The following is an 18,516-nucleotide window of genomic DNA, read 5'->3' as shown; positions in this document are numbered from 1 at the left end:
GACTCCCATGACCACACCTCTCGCCGCCAAGATCGCCCGTGAATACGGCACGCCCGCCGCCGTCATCGACATGGACCGGGTCGAGCGCAACATCGCGCGGATCCAGGCGGCTTGCGATGCCGCCGGCGTCGCCAACCGGCCGCATATCAAGACCCACAAGAGCCCGCTGCTTGCCACGATGCAGATCAAGGCCGGCGCCAAGGGCATCACCTGCCAGAAGCTCGGAGAAGCCGAAGTGATGGCGGATGCCGGGATCGACGACATCCTGATCAGCTACAATCTGATCGGCGAAGAGAAGATGGCGAGGCTCGGCGCGCTGCAGGGCAAGGCGCACATGACGGTCGCCTGTGATAATTCCGTTGTTGTAGCCGGCCTGCCGCAGGCGGCCGCTGCTTCCGGCCGGCCGCTGTCGGTGGTGGTTGAATGCGACACGGGCCGCAAGCGCGCCGGCGTCGAGACCCCGGCGGAAGCCATTGCGCTGGCGCGCGAGATCGCGGGTTCCAAGGGGCTGAAATTCGCAGGCTTCATGCTGTACCCGACCGAAACCGGCTGGGCCGAAGCGCAGAAGTTTTTTGACGAGGCGCTGGCAGGCATCCGCGCCCACGGCCTCGACGTCACGATGGTTTCGACCGGCGGCTCGCCGAACATGGTGAATGTCGGCAAGCTCAAGGGCGGCACCGAGCATCGGCCCGGTACCTACATCTACAACGACCGCATGCAGGTCGCCGCCGGCGTCGCCGGCTGGGACGATTGCGCACTCAACATCTATTCGACGGTCGTCAGCCGCGCCGGCCCGGACCGCGGCATCCTCGATGCCGGCTCCAAGACGCTGACGTCCGACACCGGCGGGCTCGAAGGCCACGGCCTGATCCTCGAACATCCCGAGGCCAAGATCGCGCGCTTTGCAGAGGAACATGGTTTCCTCGACCTCACCCGCAGCAACACGCGCCCGAACGTCGGCGACGTCGTGCGCATCGTGCCCAACCATGTCTGCGTCGTCGTCAACATGATGGACGAGGTGGTGATGGTCCGCGGCGACGAGATTCTTGGGACGCTGCCGGTGGCGGCGCGGGGGAAGCTGCGGTGAAATTCACGTAGGGTGGGCAAAGGCGCGATAGCGCCGTGCCCACCATCTCAGACGCAACAAGAATGGTGGGCACGCTTCGCTTTGCCCACCCTACGACGCGCGGCTAAGCCACTTCAACACACCCTTCCCCGCCGCCGCCCCGGTCGCGAACGATGCCTGCAGCAGATAGCCGCCGGTCGGCGCTTCCCAATCGAGCATTTCGCCGGCAGCGAAGACGCCGGGCAAGCGGCGGATCATGAAGTTGGCGTCGAGTTCGTCGAAGGCGATGCCGCCTGCGGTCGAGATTGCGCGGGCAATCGGGGCGATGCCGTTGAGATTAATCGGCACGGCGTTGATCAGACGCGCGAGATCGGCCGGTGGTAACGACGCCAACGAGACGCCGGTTGTCTTCGCCGCCTCCTGCAATAACCCGATCGCGACCGGCGAAAGATGCGCGGCCTTGCGCAAGAAATTCGACTGGGATTGCTTCCCCCTTGGCGCGGAGAGCCGCGCGGTCAGTTCCTCGATCGCCAGATCGGGCCGCAGCGCGACGTGCAGCGTCGCCTGCCCTGCGCTGAGGATGGCCTCGCGCAAATCTGCCGACAGCGCATAGACCGCGCCACCTTCGATACCCGTGCGGGTGATGATGGCTTCGCCGCGAACGGTATTCGCGTCAAACGTCAGCGCGACGCCTTTGAGCGGCTGACCCTCGAACCGATCGCGAAAGATATCGGACCAGGCGACGGTGAAGCCGGAATTGGCGGAACGAAGCTTTGATATCGTCACGCCCCTGGCGGCGAGCGTTTCCACCCAGCTCCCATCGGAGCCAAGCCGCGGCCAGCTGGCGCCACCGAGCGCCAGCACCGTCGCGTTGGCTTCGACCTCGCGCTGTCCGTCAGGCGTTTGAAACAGGAGGCGGCCATCTTCGCTCCAGCCGGTCCAGCGATGGCGCAGCGCGAGTTTCACGCCCTGCGAATCCAGCCGCCGCAGCCATGCCCGCAGCAGCGGCGAGGCCTTGAACGCCTTTGGGAAAACGCGGCCGCTGGAGCCGACGAAGGTCGGCTGCCCCAGCGCCTCGCTCCAGTCGCGCAGCGCCTGTGGCGGAAAGGATTCGATGGCGGCCTTCAGGTTCGGCATTGCTTCGGCGTATCGTGCCATGAACGCCGGCAACGGCTCGCTGTGCGTCAGGTTGAGCCCGCCCCGCCCGGCCATCAGCAGCTTGCGGCCGACGGACGGCATCGCGTCATAGACGGTGACGGCAGCACCGCCTTGCGCGAGCACTTCGGCGGCCATCAGGCCGGCGGGGCCGGCGCCGATGATGGCGATGTGGGTTTGAGTCGAGGACATTTCCTAATGTAAGCCGGATCACGTGCCACAAAAACAGCCGTCATGCCCGGGCTTGTCCCGGGCATCCACGACTTGCTTGTGGCGCGGCCCTGAAGACGTGGATGGCCGGGTCAAGCCCGGCCATGACGAGAGAGTGCGGCGTGACGCGGGACGGTTACAGCTTGATCCCCGCTCTCGCCGCGGCCTGCGCAACATACTTCTGCGTCTGTTCGAACGCGCCCTGCAGCGCCTTCGCCGTGGACATGTCGTCGATTGCGGCAAAGTTCGCTGCGATGGCGTCCGGCGTCCAGTCGGACTGCGGCAGGTTGATGCCTTCGGTCTCGACGACCTTGATCACCGCGAACGAGCCGGCACCGGCGCCCATGATGGTGCGGGTCGGTGCGTCCTCGCTGAGCAAAAATTCCACCGCCGGGGTGATCGCCTCGGGGCGCATCAGCGCCAGCGCCTGCGGCGGCAGCAGTTCCTCGGTCATGCGCGTCGCCGCGGTCGGCGAGATGGTGTTGACGCGGATATTGTTCTTGCGGCCCTCCTCGGCCAGCACGTTCATCAGGCCGACCATGCCGGCTTTGGCGGCGCCGTAATTGGCCTGGCCGAAATTGCCGAACAGGCCCGATGACGAGGTCGTCAGCACGATGCGCCCATAGTTGCGCTCGCGCATGCCGTCCCACACCGCCTTGCAGCAGTAAAACGTACCGACGAGATGAACATCGAGCACCTTGGCAAAGTCGGCTATGTCCATTTTTGCGAACGACTTGTCGCGCAGGATGCCGGCGTTGGCGCACAACAGATCGACGCTGCCCCACTCCTTCGTGGCCCGCTCGACCATCGCCGTGACTTGTCCGAACTTCGAGACGTCGGCGCCGTCGGCCATCGCGGTGCCGCCGGCTTTGCGGATTTCCTCGACCACGGTTTCGGCCGGGGTCAGCGAGCCGCCGGTGCCGTCGCGCGCGCCGCCGAAATCATTGACCACCACCTTGGCGCCGCGGCTGGCCAGCCCCAGCGCATGCGCCCGTCCCAGACCATTGCCCGCCCCGGTGACGATTGCGACGCGTCCGTCAAACCTGATTGTCATGCGTAAGATTCCTGGATGTGGGTTTTCTCGTCATGCCCGGCCTTGTGCCGGGCATCCACGTCTTGTTCGGTGCTGCATAGCAAGACGTGGATGGCCGGGACAAGCCCGGCCATGACGACGGAGGTACTAAGCGAAATAGATCAGTCCGAGCCAGTTGGCGACCAAAGCGGGCTTTGCTTCACCCTCGATCTCGACAGTGACATTGGTACGCGACTGCAGTTCCTTCGGTTTGCGTAACGTTGCCTCCAGCAGCGTGAAACGGCCGCGGACGCGGGAGCCCGCGCGCACCGGCGACATGAAGCGCAGCCGATCGAACCCGTAGTTGACTCCCATCGTCGTGCCTTCGATGACCGGCATCACCTCATAGGACATGATCGACAGCAGCGACATCGTCAGAAAACCGTGCGCCACGGTGGTGCCGTAAGCGGTTTCCTTCTTGGCGCGCTCGGGATCGACATGGATGAACTGGTGGTCCTCGATCACGTCGGCATAGACGTTGATCCTTGCCTGATCGACCAGGTGCCAGGACGAGACGCCGATCTCCTTGCCGACCATGGCCTGATAGGCTTCAAACGACACCGGCGGCTTCTTCCAGACTTCATTCATTACTCAGGTCTCCAATCCGGCGGTCCGCACCTTCTGCAGTTCCGGAAACTGTTCTTCGCGGAATTCCGTTCCACGCAGCGCATCACTGCGGTTGTCGTCATGCTCCAGCCGGCGCAATTGCACGCGGCGGATTTTTCCCGAGATCGTCTTCGGCAGCTCGGTCACCAGCTCAATGCGGCGGATTCGCTTGAATGGCGCAAGGCGGGTGTGCAGGTGGTTGAAGATCGACAGCGCGGTCTCCGGCGTGCGATCGACGCCCGCGACCAGCAGCACATAGGCCTTCGGTATCGCCAGCCGGATCGGATCGGGGCTGGGAACGACGGCGGCCTCCGCCACCGATTCATGCTCCAGCAGCACGCTTTCGAGTTCGAACGGACTGATGCGGTAGTCGGAGGATTTGAACACGTCGTCGGAGCGGCCGACGAAGGTCAGATAGCCCTCGTCATCGGCGAACACCACGTCGCCGCTGCGATAGAGATCGCCATCGGCGCCGCTCAGCCTGCCGTCCTCGCCTTGATAGCCCTGCATCAGGCCGGCCGGACGGTCGGCGCCGAGCACCAGCGTCACCTCGCCCTCCTTGGTGGCGTGGCCGTCATTGTCCGTGATCTGCACGCGATAGCCGGGCAATGGACGGCCCATCGATCCGATTTTGACCTTCTGGCCCGGCGAATTGCCGGCGAGCGCCGTGGTTTCGGTCTGGCCATAGCCGTCGCGGATGGTCAGGCCCCACGCGGTGCGGACCTGATCGATGACCTCAGGGTTGAGCGGCTCGCCGGCACCGCAGACCTCGCGCAAGGAGACCTTGAAGTCGGCGAGCTTCTCCTGGATGAACAGCCGCCACACCGTCGGCGGCGCGCACAGCGTTGTGACGCCGCAACGGCCGATGGTGGCGAGCAATGACTTGGCGTCGAAGCGCGGCTGGTTGACCACGAACACGGTGGCGCCGGCATTCCATGGCGCGAACAAGCAGCTCCAGGCATGCTTGGCCCAGCCCGGCGAGGAAATGTTGAGATGCACATCGCCGGGCTGCAGCCCGAGCCAGAACATCGTCGATAACGCGCCGACCGGATAGCTGCGCTGGCTGTGCCGCACCAGCTTTGGCTTTGCCGTGGTGCCCGAGGTGAAATAGAGCAGCATCGGGTCGTCGGCGTTGGTAGGCCCGTCGGCTGCGAAAGTTTCGGAGGCGCTGGATGCCTCTTCGAACGGCAACCAGCCGTCGTGCTTTGCCGTCGCGCCGACCACGATGCGCACCAGGCCCTCGGCGCCAAGGCTCGCGAATTTCGCGACCTGATCCTGCGAGGCCACTACGACCTTGGCGCGGCCGCGGTCGAGCCGGTCGCGCAACTCATCGGGGGTCAGAAGCGTGGTCGCTGGAATCACGACCACGCCGAGCTTCATCGCCGCCAGCATGGTCTCCCACAGCGGCACGACATTGCCGAGCAGCAGCAGCAAATGGTCACCGCGCTTCAGCCCCTGCGCGCGCAGGAAATTGGCGACCTGGTTGGAGCGGCGCGACAGCGCGGAAAACGAGAGCTTTGTTTCCTTGTCGCTGGCGGCATCGACGATCCACAGCGCCGCACGGTCCTTGCTGTCGGCATTGCGGGCCAGCTCGGCGTCGAACCAGTCCAGCGCCCAGTTGAACGGAACCGGGTCCGGCCAGCGGAACCCCTTTACCGCGGTGTCGTAGTCAGTGCGGTGCTTGAGCAGAAAGGCGCGCGCTTCCTGGAAACTCGTCATCGGCTCTCCGTTATTTCCCGGCGAGACTCCGAACGTGCTGGATAATCCCGGAAAAATCCACCCCGCCATGGCCGGCGGCGTCGAACGCCTTGTAGATCTCCTGCGCGTGCTTGCCCAGAGGAGTCGCGGCGCCCGCGGCGTTGGCGGCGTCCTGCGCCAGCGTCAAATCCTTCACCATCAGATTGGAGGCGAAACCGGGCTTGTAGCCGTTATTGGCCGGAGAGGTTGGAACCGGGCCCGGCACCGGGCAATAGGTCGTCAGCGACCAGCATTGCCCTGACGAGGTCGAGGCGACATCGAACAACGCCTGGTGCGACAGGCCGAGCTTTTCGGCGAGCGCGAAGGCCTCGCCGACCGCGATCATGGAAATGCCCAAAATCATGTTGTTGCAGATCTTGGCCGCCTGCCCTGCGCCGGCGCCGCCACAATGCACGATCTTCTTGCCCATGTTTTCCAGCACCGGCTTAGCCCCGGAAAACGCCTTGTCCTCGCCGCCGCACATGAAGGTCAGCGTCGCGCCCTTGGCGCCGCCGGTGCCGCCGGACACCGGCGCATCCACCGAAGCCATGCCGTGCCTGGCGGCCAGCGCATGCGCCTGTTTTGCGCTTTCGACGTCGATGGTCGAGCAATCGATGATCAGCGCCCCCTTGGCCATCGCCGGAACCACGTCGGTCCAGACCGAGACCACGTGCTTGCCCGCGGGCAGCATGGTGATGACGGTGTCGGCACCCTTCACCGCGGCCGCGGCGCTCTCAGCGATGGTGGCGCCGTCGCTCCTGGCCTGGTTCTTCGAGGCCTCGACCAGATCGAAGGCGATGACCTTGTGGCCGGCCCTGACCAGATTGGCCGCCATCGGCCCGCCCATATTGCCGAGGCCAATGAATGCGATACTTGCCATCTCGAATCCTCCGCGTGAGCTGTTCTTGTTGTTCAGTTGAACTTCAGTTCGTCGGCGCCAATCTCGGCGAAATAAGGCGCCTGCATCGCCGGCGTCACATCCTCGATCCGCGGCGGCGACCATTTTGGACTGCGGTCCTTGTCGATCACGGCGGCGCGCACGCCCTCGCGGAAATCGTCGCTGGCAAAGACTTCCAGCGCGGCGCGATATTCGCGCACCAGGCATTCTTCCAGCGAGGACGACGCCCGCGCCAGCCGCAACAGCTTTAGCGTGACCACCATGCCGCGCGGCGATTTTTCGCTAAGCGTCTTCAGCGTCGCCAGCGCCAATTCCGACCCATCGCGCTGCAGCGCGGCGACGATATCTTCCATCCGGTCATGGGCGAACCAATCGTCGATTTTTGCCTGCATCGCGGCGACGGGGCCTGCGGTCTCGCCGGTCGCAAAGCCATCAATAAGGGTCTTGATTTCGGCTGATGTTGCTCCGGGCCGGACCTTGGTCAGCGCCTCGCGCAGCGCGGCCAATTTGGCCGACGGCACCACCGCATCGGCAAAGCGGGCGTTGACAGCGTCGGGGCCGTTCATGGTCTGGCCGGTCAGGCCAAAATAGGTTCCGATCTCGCCCGGCGAATGCGAGAGCAGCCAAGTGCCGCCGACATCCGGGAAAAAGCCGAGGCCGACTTCGGGCATTGCGAGTTTTGTCCGCTCGGTCACGACGCGATGGCTGCTATGGGCGGATAGCCCGACGCCGCCGCCCATCACGATGCCGTCCATGAAGGCGACATAGGGCTTTGGGAACTTCTTGATGCGGGCGTTGAGGATGTATTCCTCGCGCCACAATATCTTGCCGAGATCGCCGGCGACTTTTGAGCTCTCCCAGAGCGCGCGAATATCGCCGCCGGCGCAGAGGCCGCGTTCGCCCGCGCCTTCCAGCAGGATCACGGCTACGGCCGGATCGGCCTCGAACTGATCGAGCGCCTTGTCGACGTCGCGAAACATCTCCAGCGTCACGGCATTGATCGCCTTCGGCCGGTTCAGCCGGATCACGCCGCAAGACCCCTCGCGCCGGGCGATCAGGTCGCCCTCCGGCACCTCGGTAGCCGATGTCATCGCGCGCCCTCGATCAGTTTCCGCGACACGATCAGCCGCATGATTTCGTTGGTCCCTTCCAGGATCTGATGCACGCGCAAATCGCGCACGATCTTCTCGATGCCGTATTCGCTGAGGTAACCGTAGCCGCCGTGCAGTTGCAGCGCCTGGTTGGCGACCTCGAAACCGACGTCAGTACCAAAACGCTTGGCCATCGCGCACAGCATGGTCGCATCGGCATCCTTGCGGTCGAGTGCGGCGGCGGCACGCCACACAAAGGTCCGCGCCGCCTCCAGTTCGGTCGCCATATCGGCAAGGCGGAACTGCAGCGCCTGAAATTCGTCGAGGCGCTTGCCGAAGGCCTTGCGCTCCTTCATGTAGGCGAGCGATTTGTCGAGCGCGTTCTGCGCGCCGCCGAGCGAGCACGCCGCGATGTTGATGCGGCCGCCGTCGAGCCCGGCCATCGCGATCTTGAAGCCGATGCCCTCGTCGCCGAGACGATTTTCAACGGGCACCCGGGCGTTCTCGAAGATCACCGCGCGGGTCGGCTGCGCGTTCCAACCCATCTTGCGCTCATTGGCGCCGAACGACAGGCCGGGCGTATCGCCCTCGATCACCAGCGTCGAGATGCCACCCGGGCCATCGGCGCCGGTGCGCACCATCACGACATAGAGATCGCCCTTGCCGGCGCCTGAAATGAACTGCTTCTGGCCGTTCAGCACGTAATGATCGCCGTCGCGCACCGCGCGGGTGCGGAGCGCCGCTGCGTCCGAGCCGGAGCCCGGCTCGGTCAGGCAATAGCTCGCCAAGAGCTCCATGGTGCAGAGCTTTGGTAGCCATTTCTGGCGCTGGGTGTCGTTGCCATAGGCATCGATCATCCAGGACGCCATGTTGTGGATCGAGATGAACGCCGATACCGTCGGGCAGCCCTGCGCCAGCGCCTCGAAGATCAACGCAGCGTCGAACCGCGTCAGATCAGAGCCGCCGACGTCGTCGCGGATATAGACCCCGCCGATGCCGAGCGTTGCCGCCTCGCGCATCACATCGACGGGAAAATGCTTTTCCTCGTCCCAGCGGATCGCATGCGGCGCGATTTTCTCCGCGGCGAATTCCCGCGCCATGTCGCGAACCGCAATCTGGTCCTCGTTGAGAGCGAAATGCATCTCGTTGCCCGCGCTTGTCCTCGGAGTATCACCGTCATGGCCGGGCTTGTCCCGGCCATCCACGTCTTTTCCGCTGCACCTTCAAGTCGTGGATGCCCGGGTCACCTGCGCGAAGACGCGCTTCGCGCTTTTGCCCGGGCATGACGACCTCAGGAGATCACGGCGGTCAGTTCATCGTCGGGATGGAAAACTCCGCGCCCTCCTTCACGCCCGACGGCCAGCGCGAGGTGATGGTCTTGGTCTTGGTGTAGAAGCGGATCGAATCCGGGCCGTGCTGGTTGAGATCGCCGAAGCCGGACTTCTTCCAGCCACCAAACGTGTAATAGGCGATCGGCACCGGGATCGGCACGTTGATGCCGACCATGCCGACTTCGACCTTGGCGGCGAAATCGCGCGCGGCGTCGCCGTCGCGGGTGAAGATCGCAACGCCATTGCCGTAGTCATGATCCGACGGCAGCGCCAGCGCTTCCTTGTAGTCGTGCGCGCGCACCACCGACAGCACCGGGCCGAAGATCTCTTCCTTGTAGATCCGCATGTCCTTGGTGACGTTGTCGAACAGCGAACCGCCGAGATAGAATCCCTTCTCGTAGCCCTGCATCTTGAAGCCACGGCCATCGACGGCGAGCGTCGCCCCCTCCTTGACGCCGATATCGATGTAGCTCTTCACCTTCTCGACGGCATCGCGCGTCACCAGCGGGCCGTAATCGGCCGAGGGATCGACCGAGGTGCCGATCTTGAGCGACTCCACGCGCGGGATCAGTTTTTCCATGAGGCGGTCGGCGGTGGTCTTGCCGACGGGGACCACGACCGAAATCGCCATGCAGCGCTCGCCGGCCGAGCCGTAGCCGGCGCCGATCAGGGCATCGACGGCCTGATCCATGTCGGCGTCGGGCATGACGATGGCGTGGTTCTTGGCACCGCCAAAACACTGGCAACGCTTGCCCGTCTGCGCAGCGCGCTCATAGATGTACTGCGCAATCGGAGTCGAGCCGACAAAGCCGATCGCCTTGATATCGGGATCATCGAGAATGGCGTCGACCGCTTCCTTGTCGCCGTTGACGACGTTGAGGATGCCGGCCGGCAGGCCCGCTTCGATCATCAGCGCCGCCAGCATCATCGGCACGCCGGGATCCCGCTCGGAAGGCTTGAGGATGAAGGCGTTGCCGCAGGCGATCGCCGGCGCAAATTTCCACATCGGGATCATCGCCGGGAAATTGAACGGCGTGATGCCGGCGACGACGCCGAGCGGTTGCCGCATCGAATAGATGTCGATGCCGGGACCGGCGCCTTCGGTGTATTCGCCTTTCATGAGATGCGGAATGCCGCAGGCGAATTCGGCGACTTCAAGTCCGCGCTGGATATCGCCCTTGGCGTCGGGAACGGTTTTGCCATGCTCACGCGCAAGGCAATCAGCGAGCTTGTCGTAATCACGCTGGACCAGTTCGACGAATTTCATCATCACGCGCGCGCGGCGCTGCGGGTTGGTGGCGGCCCATTCCGGCTGAGCTGCCCTGGCGTTCTCGACGGCGGCGCGAACCTCGGCCTTGGAGGCCAGCGCCACCTTGGCCTGGACGTCGCCGGTCATCGGCTCGAATACGTCGGCCGTCCGGCCCGAATTGCCCTTGACCTCTTTGCCGCCGATGAAATGTCCGATTGAACGCATGAATCTTCTCCCTGGGGCCCGGCGAGCCTCGGTCCAGAACCGAGGCTCCACTCCTTGTTTTGACGCGTTTTCTTCACGCGAACCGGTATCCACTTCGCTTGAAAACGCTATGGTTCGCTTTGAAGTCTTTTTGACCCGCATTTCCTAGGATACAAGTCTGATAAATTGCACCATAGATGTGCGGAAATGCTGGATCAAGGCGGCGGTACGATCGATTGGGATGACTTCCGTTTTCTGCTGGCGATTGCGCGCGGCGGAACGGTATCCGCTGCCGCAAAACAGCTTGGGGTCGATCATGCCACAGTGATCCGGCGTGTCGACCGGCTGGAGCGGCATCTGTCCGCAAAACTGTTTGATCGCCGCAAGACCGGCTATTTGCTGACCGAAGCCGGCCAGCGCGTCGCCGACAGCGCGGAGGCGATGGAATCGACCATCGTCGCCAACCAGGAGGCGGTCGGCGGCTCCCGCGCGCATCTGACCGGCACCGTGCGGATCGGTGCCCCCGACGGCTTTGGCAGCCACTTCCTGGCCTCGCGCCTCGTAAAATTCGTCGAGCGCTACCCGGACCTCGACCTGCAGCTGGTCGCCACCGCGCGGCTGTTCAGCCTGTCCAAGCGCGAGGCCGACATTGCGATCAGCCTGACGATGCCGAAGGAAGGCCGGATCGTCGGGCGCAAGCTGCTCGATTACAGCCTCGGACTTTATGCCGCCCCCGCCTATCTCGACCGCGCGCCCGGGATTACCGGGCGCGGCGACCTCGCCGCACATCGCTTCGTCGGCTACATCGAGGAACTGCTGTTCACGCCGGAACTGGATTATCTGCCGCAGGTCAGCCCAAAGATCTCCGCAAAATTCCGCAGCGCCAATCTGATCGCGCAGCTCAACGCCACCATCGCCGGCTTCGGCATCGCGGTGCTGCCGCATTTCATGGCGACGGCGCATCCCGAGTTGCGCCCGGTGCTGCCGGACGAGATCACGATCTCGCGGACCTTCTGGCTGTTGATGCACGCCGACAGCAAGGATCTGGCGCGGATCCGCGCGGTGGCGGATTACATTTATGAGACGGTGGAGAACGAGCGCGCGCTGTTTAGCGGGCGGTGATTTGTAGCGGTGATGCGTAGGGTGGGCAAAGCGCAGCGTGCCCACCATTCCGGATGAATGCCTGGATAGATGGTGGGCACGGCGCAAGTGCGCCTTTGCCCACCCTACGAAGCTAATTCGCCTTCGACTTCACCGCGGGCTTCTTCGCCGCCGCCGCGCGACCGAGCACGGCCTCGCGCCCGGCGGAAAGAATTTCGTCGGAAAACTCGCCATTGCCGGCGATCCGCGACAGCACCAGCGTCCCCATCATGGTCGCGAGCGCCGCGACCGCCTGCTTGCGCGCGACTTTGCGCGGGACGTCGAGAATCTGATCGGCCATCATGTCGATCATCGCTTCCAGCTTGGTCGCAAAAGCCTTCCGCGTCTTCGCGCTCTCACGCGCGATTTCGGCGCCGAGCGTCGGAATCGCGCAGCCATGGCCGGGATCGTCGCGATGAACGGGCGTCAGATAGTTCTCGACGATGGTTGCGAGACGCTTGTCCGGCGGGGTCTCGTCGGCGACCTTGCGCCAGCGCTCGGTCGAACGGTCCATCGCATAGGCAAAGGCTTCGATGACAAGCGCCTCGCGGGAATCGAAATGGGCGTAGAAGCCGCCGTGAGTCAGGCCGGCCTCCTTCATCAGGTCGGCGACGCCGATGCCATGCGCGCCCTTTTCGCGAAGCCGCACGGACGCCTTCTTCACGATCCGCGCGTGGGTTTCCTGCTTGTGCTCCTTGGAATAACGCATCGCAATCCCGTAACCATTAGATGTTTGCAGTCATATAATAGCAGTTGCGCGTAAAAATAGCTGCAACTATTTCGTCTTGGCCTCGCCGCCGATCATCGAGAAGGTGGCGGTCGCGTGCACTGCAAGATTGCCGGCGCCGTCGCGGACAAAGCCTTCGGTATAGCTGGTCTGGCGGCCGAGTTTTATGATCTTGCCTTCGGCCGAGATCTTGCCCGACCTGACCGAGAGCGGCCGCAGATAGGTCAGCTTGAGATCCAGCGTCACCGCGCCCTGCCCGGCCGGCAGCATGGTCGAGATCGCACAGCCCATGGCGGTATCGAGCAGAGCCGCCGCAGTCGCGCCGTGCAACAGACCGATGGTATTTTCCAGGCTTTCATGCGGCTCGAGTTCCATCACGATCCGGCCCTCCTCGACAACGCGCATCTGGAACCCGATCAGCCGCGCCATCGGCGGCGGCGGCAGGATGCCATCGCGGATCGCGCGCATCGCCTCGATCCCGGACATCCCAAACGCCGCCTTCGCGGCCGGGATCGGCGCTTGCCAGTCCACCACCCTCTCCCGGCGCATCGCAGGCGAAAACAGGTCGGCGGTGTCGAGTACGGTCATGGCGGCTCCCTTTAAATGACAGGCATCATATTATACTGGCAGGCTTCCTAGCGCAACGGCTCTTCCCCGGCTCTTGACAAGCCGGCGCATTGTCCGGGAAGTGGGACTAACCGCCTCAACTGAACGAGAGAAATCAGATGGAAATGCTCAATCCCCATTGCGGCGTCGACCGCGATTCCCGCGGCGTGGTGCGGCTGTCGATCTGCAATGCCGGTTCGCTCAACATCCTGAGTTCCGCCGTCACATCAGGCGTGCGCGAAGGCTTTGAGAAACTCGCCACCGATCGGACCATTCGCGTGGTGATCCTGGCCGGCCAGAGCGAGAAGAGCATGATCGGCGGCGCCGACATCAAGGAAATGGCCAAACTCGACCAGAAATCCGCCGAAGCCTTCATCATGCGGCTGCGCGATCTCTGCGAAGCCGTGCGCCAATTCCCGGCGCCGGTAATCGCGCGGCTGCCCGGCTGGTGCCTCGGCGGCGGGCTTGAGGTTGCCGCTGCCTGCGATTTCCGGATTGCCGCGCACGACGCCCATTTCGGCATGCCCGAGGTCAAGGTCGGCATTCCCTCGGTGATCCATGCAGCGCTGTTGCCGCGGCTGATCGGCTGGGGCCGCGCCCGCTGGCTGGTGATGACCGCGGAGAATATCGATGCCCCGACCGCGCTGGCGTGGGGGCTGGTCGACAGGGTCGCGCCGGCCGGCGGCCTCGATGCCGCGGTCGAGCATACGGTCAAGGCGCTGCTCGAATGCGGACCGGAAGCGCTGCGCTCGCAGAAGGCGCTGCTGCGGCAATGGGAGGAATTGCCGCTCAAGGAGTCCGTCAATCTCAGCGTCGGCGTGTTCGGGCAATCCTTTCTGACCGGCGAGCCGCAGCGGATGATGCAAGGCTTCCTAGACCGCAAGCGATAGCGCAGGAGAACAAATGGAAAGGTCGTTCGACGCAATCGTACTCGGTTTGGGAGCAATGGGCTCCGCCGCGACTTACCAGTTGGCCAGTCGAGGCGCCTCCGTTCTCGGGATCGATCAGCTCAAGCCGCCTCATGAGCTGGGTTCGACGCACGGCGATACCCGAATTACGCGCATTGCCTGCGGCGAGGGTCCCGAGTACTCGCCTTTTGCCAAGCGGTCGCACGAGATATGGCGCGACATCGAAAGCCGGACCGGTCGGGATCTTCTCACCCAAAATGGATTGCTGGTGATCTCCGGCAAGGGCAAGCGTGCCGCTGGACATGAAAATCCGGAATTCCTCAAGACCACGGTGGCAGCGGCCGACGAGGCCAATATCCGCTACGAAATTCTGGATGGCAAAACGATCAGGGAGCGTTTTCCCGCCTTCAATGTCAACGACGACGACGAAGCCTATTTCGACGAAGTCAGCGGCTTTGTGCGACCTGAATCATGCATCGAGGCACAGCTTCAGCTCGCGGCCACCTCGGGCGCCATGCTGCGCTTTTACGAGAAGGTGCTGAAATTCGAACCCGATGGCGACGGCATGCAGGTGACGACAGGCGTCAGCACCTATCGCGCCAAAAAACTCATTATAACCGCCGGCCCATGGATCAACCAGGTATTGGGCCTTGATCGGCAATTCAGCATAACGCGGCAGGTGCTTTACTGGTTTGGCCTGAAAAACCAGAACCAATACGCCGAATTTCTTCCAAGCCGATTCCCGGTCTACATCTGGCAGCTTCCGGCACCCCAGAGCATCTACGGCTTTCCCTTGATTGGCCATCCCGAGCAAGGGGTGAAGATCGCCACCGAGCAGTATGTGGATACGACGACGCCCGACACGGTTCGCCGGAGCGTTGGTCAGGACGAAATCACCGAGATGTTCAGGACCTATGTCGGGCCGTTCTTCCCTGGCCTCGACGAAAATTGCGTGAAGACCAAGGTGTGTCTCTACACCTGTGTGAAGAACGCCCGGTTTATCATTGATCACCACCCCGACATCAAGAACGTCATCATCGCCTCGCCGTGCTCGGGGCACGGCTTCAAGCATTCCGCCGCTGTCGGAGAAACCCTTGCGCAGATGGCGCTTGGTCAATCACATCTGGACGTCAGCAAGTTCTCGTTCTCAGGCGCGATCTGAAATCCCGGCGCGCTTTGCAGCAAAAACATGCTGCCTTGCCATCCCGCTTCTTTCAAGCTGTAGTCGGCGCTATCAAGCAACCGGATCGCCACCGGATCAACATAACGGGAAACGCATGAGACCTGCCGGCAAGGGGCCGCTGGATTCGCTCTACTTCAACTATCCGATCTTTCCGGCGCGGCGCGTGCCCGAGCTCGACGGCGTGGCCGTTCGCCATCCCGTTGCGATCGTCGGCGCCGGCCCGATCGGGATGACGGCAGCGCTGGTGTTGGCGCGGTACGGCGTTCGCAGCGTGCTGATCGATCGCAAGGATACCTTTAACGACGGCAGCCGGGCGCTCTGCATCGCGCGGCCGAGCATGCATATCCTGGAGCGGATCGGCGCGGTGGCGCCCTTCCTCCAGAAATCACTGGGATGGCGCTACGGCCGCAGCTACTACCGCGGCGAACAGATCTTCCGGCTCGAAATGCCGCATCCGCCGAATGAAAAATACCTGCCGATGTATAATCTGCAGCAGCAGTATATCGAGCAATATCTCCATGACGCGGTCGCGGCGTGCGACCTCATCGACATGCGCTGGCAGAGCGAGCTTTCCGACATCAAGCCGGACGCGGATGGCGTTTCGATCGGTGTCACCTCGCCCGCCGGCAACTACCGCCTCGACGCTGATTATGTTCTCGCCGCCGACGGCGCGCGTTCGCCGATCCGATCACAGCTCGGCTTGCGGATGAAGGGCGACAATTACGAAGGTCGCTACGTGATCGCGGACATCCGCATGGACCACGACTTCCCGACCGAACGCCGCGCCTTCTTCGAGCCGAGCGGCAACCCCGGCGGCACGGTGCTGATCCACAAGCAGCCGGAAAGGATCTGGCGCGTCGACTACCAGCTCCGCGAAGGCGAAAGCGAACAGGAGGCCATGCGCGAGGAAAACATCCGTGCGCGCGTCGGCGCCATCCTTGGTGACATCGGCCACGACAGACCGTGGGAACTGGAATGGTGGAGCGTCTATTCCGCCAACACGCTCTGCCTCGACGACTACCGGCACGGCCGGGTGTTCTTCATCGGCGACGCCGCGCATATCGTGCCGATTTTTGGCGTGCGCGGACTCAACAACGGGCTCGCGGATTCTGAAAATCTCGGCTGGAAGCTGGCGCTCGTCCTCAACGGCGAGGCTGACGAAACGCTGCTCGACAGCTATTCGCCGGAGCGCCGCGGCGCCACCTTGGACGTGTTCGCCAACGCCACCAAGAGCACGCGCTTCATGACGCCGCCGACCCGTGGCTGGCGGCTGGCGCGCGAGGCGGCGCTGTCGCTGAGCCTGAAGCACGAATTTCCGCGCGGCCTCGCCAATCCCAGGCAGATGCAGCCCTACACCTATTCCGAGAGCCCGCTGACACCCTATGCCATCAGAGATGCCGAGTTTAGGGGCGGCCCCGTCTGCGGCAGCGTTGCGCCGAACGCGAAGCTCCCTGACGGTAGTCATTTGCTGGATCAGGTTGGCATTGGCCTGACTGCCATCCTGTTCTGCCGGGGCGCGCCGTCCACCGACGACATCATGCTCCTCGACCGGCTTCGCAACACGGACAAGCGCCTTGCCGCACTCTTGATCGGAACCAGTCACGTCAGCGACGCCGACGGCGAGATTGCTCGCCTGTACGCGGCGGCTCCCGGCACGCTTTATCTGCTGCGTCCCGACCTGCATGTCGCCGGGCGATGGAAAGCGATCGCCGCAAATGAGGTGCTGCGGACCGCCGCCTTGTGCCTCGGGAGGGCCAGAGCATGAGCACGATGCCACCAGCGGATTTCGAAACCGCCTATGAGACGCTCGCAATGGCCATCGATTCGGCCGGGCCCGAGCGCGAGGCGCTGTTCCTGACCCGGCTGGCGCTGGTGCTCGGCCATGAACTCGGCGACATCGCCGTGTTCCAGAACGCCATCCGGACAGCGCTCGACGGGCTGGAATAGCGCGACGCGGCTCCACACCGCCTGCCCCGATCAACGGATCAATTCAGCTCATCCGAACGCGAGATTTTCTCATGGAATGATCCACTCATTTTCACGAGATCATCCGTTGCAATTTTTGCAGCGCATCATATGATGTTCATAATCTTATTATCCGAACATCCCTGGGAGTTCCGCCATGGCCGCCTCCGATCCCGTCGTCATCCTGTCCGCCGCCCGCACGCCGCTTGGCCGCTTCATGGGCGAATTGTCGCCGTTCAGCGCCCACAAGCTCGGCTCGCATGTGATCGGCGCGGCGCTGGAACGCGCAAAACTGGCGCCGGAGCGGATCGACGAAGTGTTCATGGGCAATGTGCTGCCGGCCGGCCAGGGCCAGGCGCCGGCGCGCCAGGCCGCACGCGGCGCCAAGCTGCCGGATGCCACCGGCGCCACCACCGTCAACAAGGTTTGCGGCTCCGGCATGAAGGCCACCATGCTGGGCCACGACATCATCAAGGCCGGTTCGGCCGAGATCGTGCTGTCGGGCGGAATGGAGAGCATGTCGAACGCGCCCTATCTGCTGAGCAAGGCGCGCGCGGGTTATCGCGCCGGCCATGACCGGATCATCGACCACATGATGATGGACGGGCTCGAGGACGCCTACGAGACCGGCCGCTCGATGGGCGATTTCGGCGAGGCCACCGCGGAAGCCTATCAATTCACCCGCGCCGATCAGGACGCCTACGCGATCGAGACGCTGACGCGCGCCCGCAAGGCGGTGGAAGGCGGAGCGTTCAAGGCCGAGATCGTACCGATCACGGTAGCTGAGAAAGCAGGGCCGCGCCTGATCGCCAATGACGAGCATCCGCTCAAGGTAGATCCCGCCAAAATTCCCGGGCTGAAAGCGGCGTTCCGCGCCAACGGCACCATTACGCCGGCCGCCTCCTCCGCCAATGCCGACGGCGCCGCAGCGCTGATCCTGGCGCGGCGCTCACTCGCTGATCGCGAAGGCCTGCGGGCGTTCGCCGAGATCAAGGGCCACGCCACCCACAGCCAGGAGCCGCAATGGTTCACCACGGCGCCGATCCCGGCGATCCGGAAGCTGCTCGACAAGGTCGGCTGGAGCGTCGGCGATGTCGATCTGTTCGAGATCAACGAGGCGTTTGCGGTGGTGGCGATGGCGGCGCAGCGCGACCTCGGGATTGACAGAGAGAAGCTGAATATCAACGGCGGCGCCTGCGCGCTCGGCCACCCGATCGGCGCCACCGGCGCGCGGCTAATCGTTACGCTGCTGCATGCGCTGGAAGCGCAGAACCTGAAGCGCGGCGTCGCGGCGCTTTGCATCGGCGGCGGCGAAGCCACCGCGATCGCGGTCGAGCGCATCGTTCATTAGCCGGATGTCCGAAAACG

The 18,516-nt window shown here is 63.9% G+C and carries 17 protein-coding genes; 7 read left to right on the top strand and 10 right to left on the bottom strand.

What is annotated here, in order from left to right; translation table 11 throughout:
• Positions 1-7 precede the first annotated feature (7 nt).
• Entirely contained in the window at positions 8-1,087 is a 1,080-nt protein-coding gene (locus JQ641_RS03660) for a D-TA family PLP-dependent enzyme (RefSeq protein ID WP_211994477.1), read from the top strand.
• A gap of 90 nt (positions 1,088-1,177) precedes the next feature.
• Here the strand turns inward: JQ641_RS03660 and JQ641_RS03655 are convergent, their stop codons facing one another.
• The 8 genes from JQ641_RS03655 to JQ641_RS03620 form a co-directional block, all read right to left on the bottom strand.
• Positions 1,178-2,413: a BaiN/RdsA family NAD(P)/FAD-dependent oxidoreductase gene (locus JQ641_RS03655; protein ID WP_211994476.1), complete on the bottom strand. Its 1,236-nt coding sequence runs from the start codon at positions 2,411-2,413 to the stop codon at positions 1,178-1,180.
• A 154-nt stretch (positions 2,414-2,567) separates the two neighbouring features.
• Positions 2,568-3,485, bottom strand: coding sequence for an SDR family NAD(P)-dependent oxidoreductase (locus JQ641_RS03650; protein WP_211994475.1), 918 nt, complete (start codon positions 3,483-3,485; stop codon positions 2,568-2,570).
• A 126-nt stretch (positions 3,486-3,611) separates the two neighbouring features.
• A complete protein-coding gene (locus JQ641_RS03645) occupies positions 3,612-4,091 on the bottom strand; it encodes a MaoC family dehydratase (protein ID WP_211994474.1) in 480 nt (159 codons plus the stop codon).
• A 3-nt stretch (positions 4,092-4,094) separates the two neighbouring features.
• Complete coding sequence (locus JQ641_RS03640; RefSeq protein ID WP_211994473.1) at positions 4,095-5,828, bottom strand: AMP-binding protein; 1,734 nt, start codon at positions 5,826-5,828, stop codon at positions 4,095-4,097.
• Between the two features lie 10 nt (positions 5,829-5,838).
• The gene (gene mmsB / locus JQ641_RS03635) at positions 5,839-6,726 is read right to left on the bottom strand and encodes a 3-hydroxyisobutyrate dehydrogenase (protein ID WP_211994472.1); all 888 of its coding nucleotides are present in this window, start codon (positions 6,724-6,726) and stop codon (positions 5,839-5,841) included.
• 32 nt (positions 6,727-6,758) lie between these two features.
• Positions 6,759-7,835 carry an enoyl-CoA hydratase/isomerase family protein gene (locus JQ641_RS03630; protein ID WP_211994471.1) on the bottom strand — a complete coding sequence of 359 codons (1,077 nt, stop codon included), beginning with the start codon at positions 7,833-7,835 and terminating at the stop codon, positions 6,759-6,761.
• Positions 7,832-8,977 (bottom strand): isobutyryl-CoA dehydrogenase, encoded by a 1,146-nt coding sequence (locus tag JQ641_RS03625; protein ID WP_211994470.1) that lies wholly within the window; start codon positions 8,975-8,977, stop codon positions 7,832-7,834. Before JQ641_RS03625 ends, JQ641_RS03630 begins: the two co-directional genes overlap by 4 nt.
• A 166-nt stretch (positions 8,978-9,143) precedes the next feature.
• Positions 9,144-10,640: a CoA-acylating methylmalonate-semialdehyde dehydrogenase gene (locus JQ641_RS03620; RefSeq protein WP_211994469.1), complete on the bottom strand. Its 1,497-nt coding sequence runs from the start codon at positions 10,638-10,640 to the stop codon at positions 9,144-9,146.
• 186 nt (positions 10,641-10,826) lie between these two features.
• Here JQ641_RS03620 and JQ641_RS03615 point away from each other — a divergent pair, with 186 nt between their 5' ends.
• The gene (locus JQ641_RS03615) at positions 10,827-11,741 is read left to right on the top strand and encodes a LysR family transcriptional regulator (RefSeq protein WP_211994468.1); all 915 of its coding nucleotides are present in this window, start codon (positions 10,827-10,829) and stop codon (positions 11,739-11,741) included.
• Positions 11,742-11,853: 112 nt separating this feature from the next.
• On the opposite strand, the gene JQ641_RS03610 is transcribed toward JQ641_RS03615, so the two are convergent.
• A complete protein-coding gene (locus JQ641_RS03610; protein WP_211994467.1) occupies positions 11,854-12,468 on the bottom strand; it encodes a TetR/AcrR family transcriptional regulator in 615 nt (204 codons plus the stop codon).
• 66 nt (positions 12,469-12,534) lie between these two features.
• Complete coding sequence (locus JQ641_RS03605; protein ID WP_192739693.1) at positions 12,535-13,074, bottom strand: PaaI family thioesterase; 540 nt, start codon at positions 13,072-13,074, stop codon at positions 12,535-12,537.
• A gap of 137 nt (positions 13,075-13,211) precedes the next feature.
• Here JQ641_RS03605 and JQ641_RS03600 point away from each other — a divergent pair, with 137 nt between their 5' ends.
• From JQ641_RS03600 to JQ641_RS03580, 5 genes are all read left to right on the top strand, one after another.
• Positions 13,212-13,982: an enoyl-CoA hydratase gene (locus JQ641_RS03600; protein WP_211994466.1), complete on the top strand. Its 771-nt coding sequence runs from the start codon at positions 13,212-13,214 to the stop codon at positions 13,980-13,982.
• 13 nt (positions 13,983-13,995) lie between these two features.
• Entirely contained in the window at positions 13,996-15,162 is a 1,167-nt protein-coding gene (solA, locus tag JQ641_RS03595; RefSeq protein ID WP_211994465.1) for an N-methyl-L-tryptophan oxidase, read from the top strand.
• Between the two features lie 115 nt (positions 15,163-15,277).
• Entirely contained in the window at positions 15,278-16,948 is a 1,671-nt protein-coding gene (locus JQ641_RS03590) for an FAD-dependent monooxygenase (RefSeq protein ID WP_211994464.1), read from the top strand.
• Positions 16,945-17,130, top strand: coding sequence for a hypothetical protein (locus JQ641_RS03585; protein ID WP_211994463.1), 186 nt, complete (start codon positions 16,945-16,947; stop codon positions 17,128-17,130). The genes JQ641_RS03590 and JQ641_RS03585 overlap by 4 nt, the downstream gene beginning before the upstream one ends.
• Before the next feature lie 175 nt (positions 17,131-17,305).
• Positions 17,306-18,499, top strand: a complete 1,194-nt coding sequence (locus JQ641_RS03580) for a thiolase family protein (RefSeq protein WP_211994462.1) — start codon at positions 17,306-17,308, stop codon at positions 18,497-18,499.
• The last annotated feature ends 17 nt before the right edge of the window (positions 18,500-18,516 follow it).

Origin of the sequence: Bradyrhizobium sp. JYMT SZCCT0180 (assembly GCF_018130165.1) — a bacterium.
Taxonomy (GTDB): domain Bacteria; phylum Pseudomonadota; class Alphaproteobacteria; order Rhizobiales; family Xanthobacteraceae; genus Bradyrhizobium.
Note: the sequence above shows the minus strand (reverse complement) of the source record. Positions and strands in the feature narration are given on the sequence as shown.

Coding starts and splice junctions, on each gene's coding strand:
- mmsB (WP_211994472.1), bottom strand. CDS start 6,726: ATGGCAAGTATCGCATTCATTGGCCTCGGCAATATGGGCGGGCCGATG.
- JQ641_RS03630 (WP_211994471.1), bottom strand. CDS start 7,835: ATGACATCGGCTACCGAGGTGCCGGAGGGCGACCTGATCGCCCGGCGC.
- JQ641_RS03620 (WP_211994469.1), bottom strand. CDS start 10,640: ATGCGTTCAATCGGACATTTCATCGGCGGCAAAGAGGTCAAGGGCAAT.
- JQ641_RS03650 (WP_211994475.1), bottom strand. CDS start 3,485: ATGACAATCAGGTTTGACGGACGCGTCGCAATCGTCACCGGGGCGGGC.
- JQ641_RS03625 (WP_211994470.1), bottom strand. CDS start 8,977: ATGCATTTCGCTCTCAACGAGGACCAGATTGCGGTTCGCGACATGGCG.
- JQ641_RS03585 (WP_211994463.1), top strand. CDS start 16,945: ATGAGCACGATGCCACCAGCGGATTTCGAAACCGCCTATGAGACGCTC.
- JQ641_RS03610 (WP_211994467.1), bottom strand. CDS start 12,468: ATGCGTTATTCCAAGGAGCACAAGCAGGAAACCCACGCGCGGATCGTG.
- JQ641_RS03615 (WP_211994468.1), top strand. CDS start 10,827: ATGCTGGATCAAGGCGGCGGTACGATCGATTGGGATGACTTCCGTTTT.
- JQ641_RS03600 (WP_211994466.1), top strand. CDS start 13,212: ATGGAAATGCTCAATCCCCATTGCGGCGTCGACCGCGATTCCCGCGGC.
- JQ641_RS03655 (WP_211994476.1), bottom strand. CDS start 2,413: ATGTCCTCGACTCAAACCCACATCGCCATCATCGGCGCCGGCCCCGCC.
- JQ641_RS03645 (WP_211994474.1), bottom strand. CDS start 4,091: ATGAATGAAGTCTGGAAGAAGCCGCCGGTGTCGTTTGAAGCCTATCAG.
- JQ641_RS03660 (WP_211994477.1), top strand. CDS start 8: ATGACCACACCTCTCGCCGCCAAGATCGCCCGTGAATACGGCACGCCC.
- JQ641_RS03640 (WP_211994473.1), bottom strand. CDS start 5,828: ATGACGAGTTTCCAGGAAGCGCGCGCCTTTCTGCTCAAGCACCGCACT.
- JQ641_RS03605 (WP_192739693.1), bottom strand. CDS start 13,074: ATGACCGTACTCGACACCGCCGACCTGTTTTCGCCTGCGATGCGCCGG.
- JQ641_RS03580 (WP_211994462.1), top strand. CDS start 17,306: ATGGCCGCCTCCGATCCCGTCGTCATCCTGTCCGCCGCCCGCACGCCG.
- JQ641_RS03590 (WP_211994464.1), top strand. CDS start 15,278: ATGAGACCTGCCGGCAAGGGGCCGCTGGATTCGCTCTACTTCAACTAT.
- solA (WP_211994465.1), top strand. CDS start 13,996: ATGGAAAGGTCGTTCGACGCAATCGTACTCGGTTTGGGAGCAATGGGC.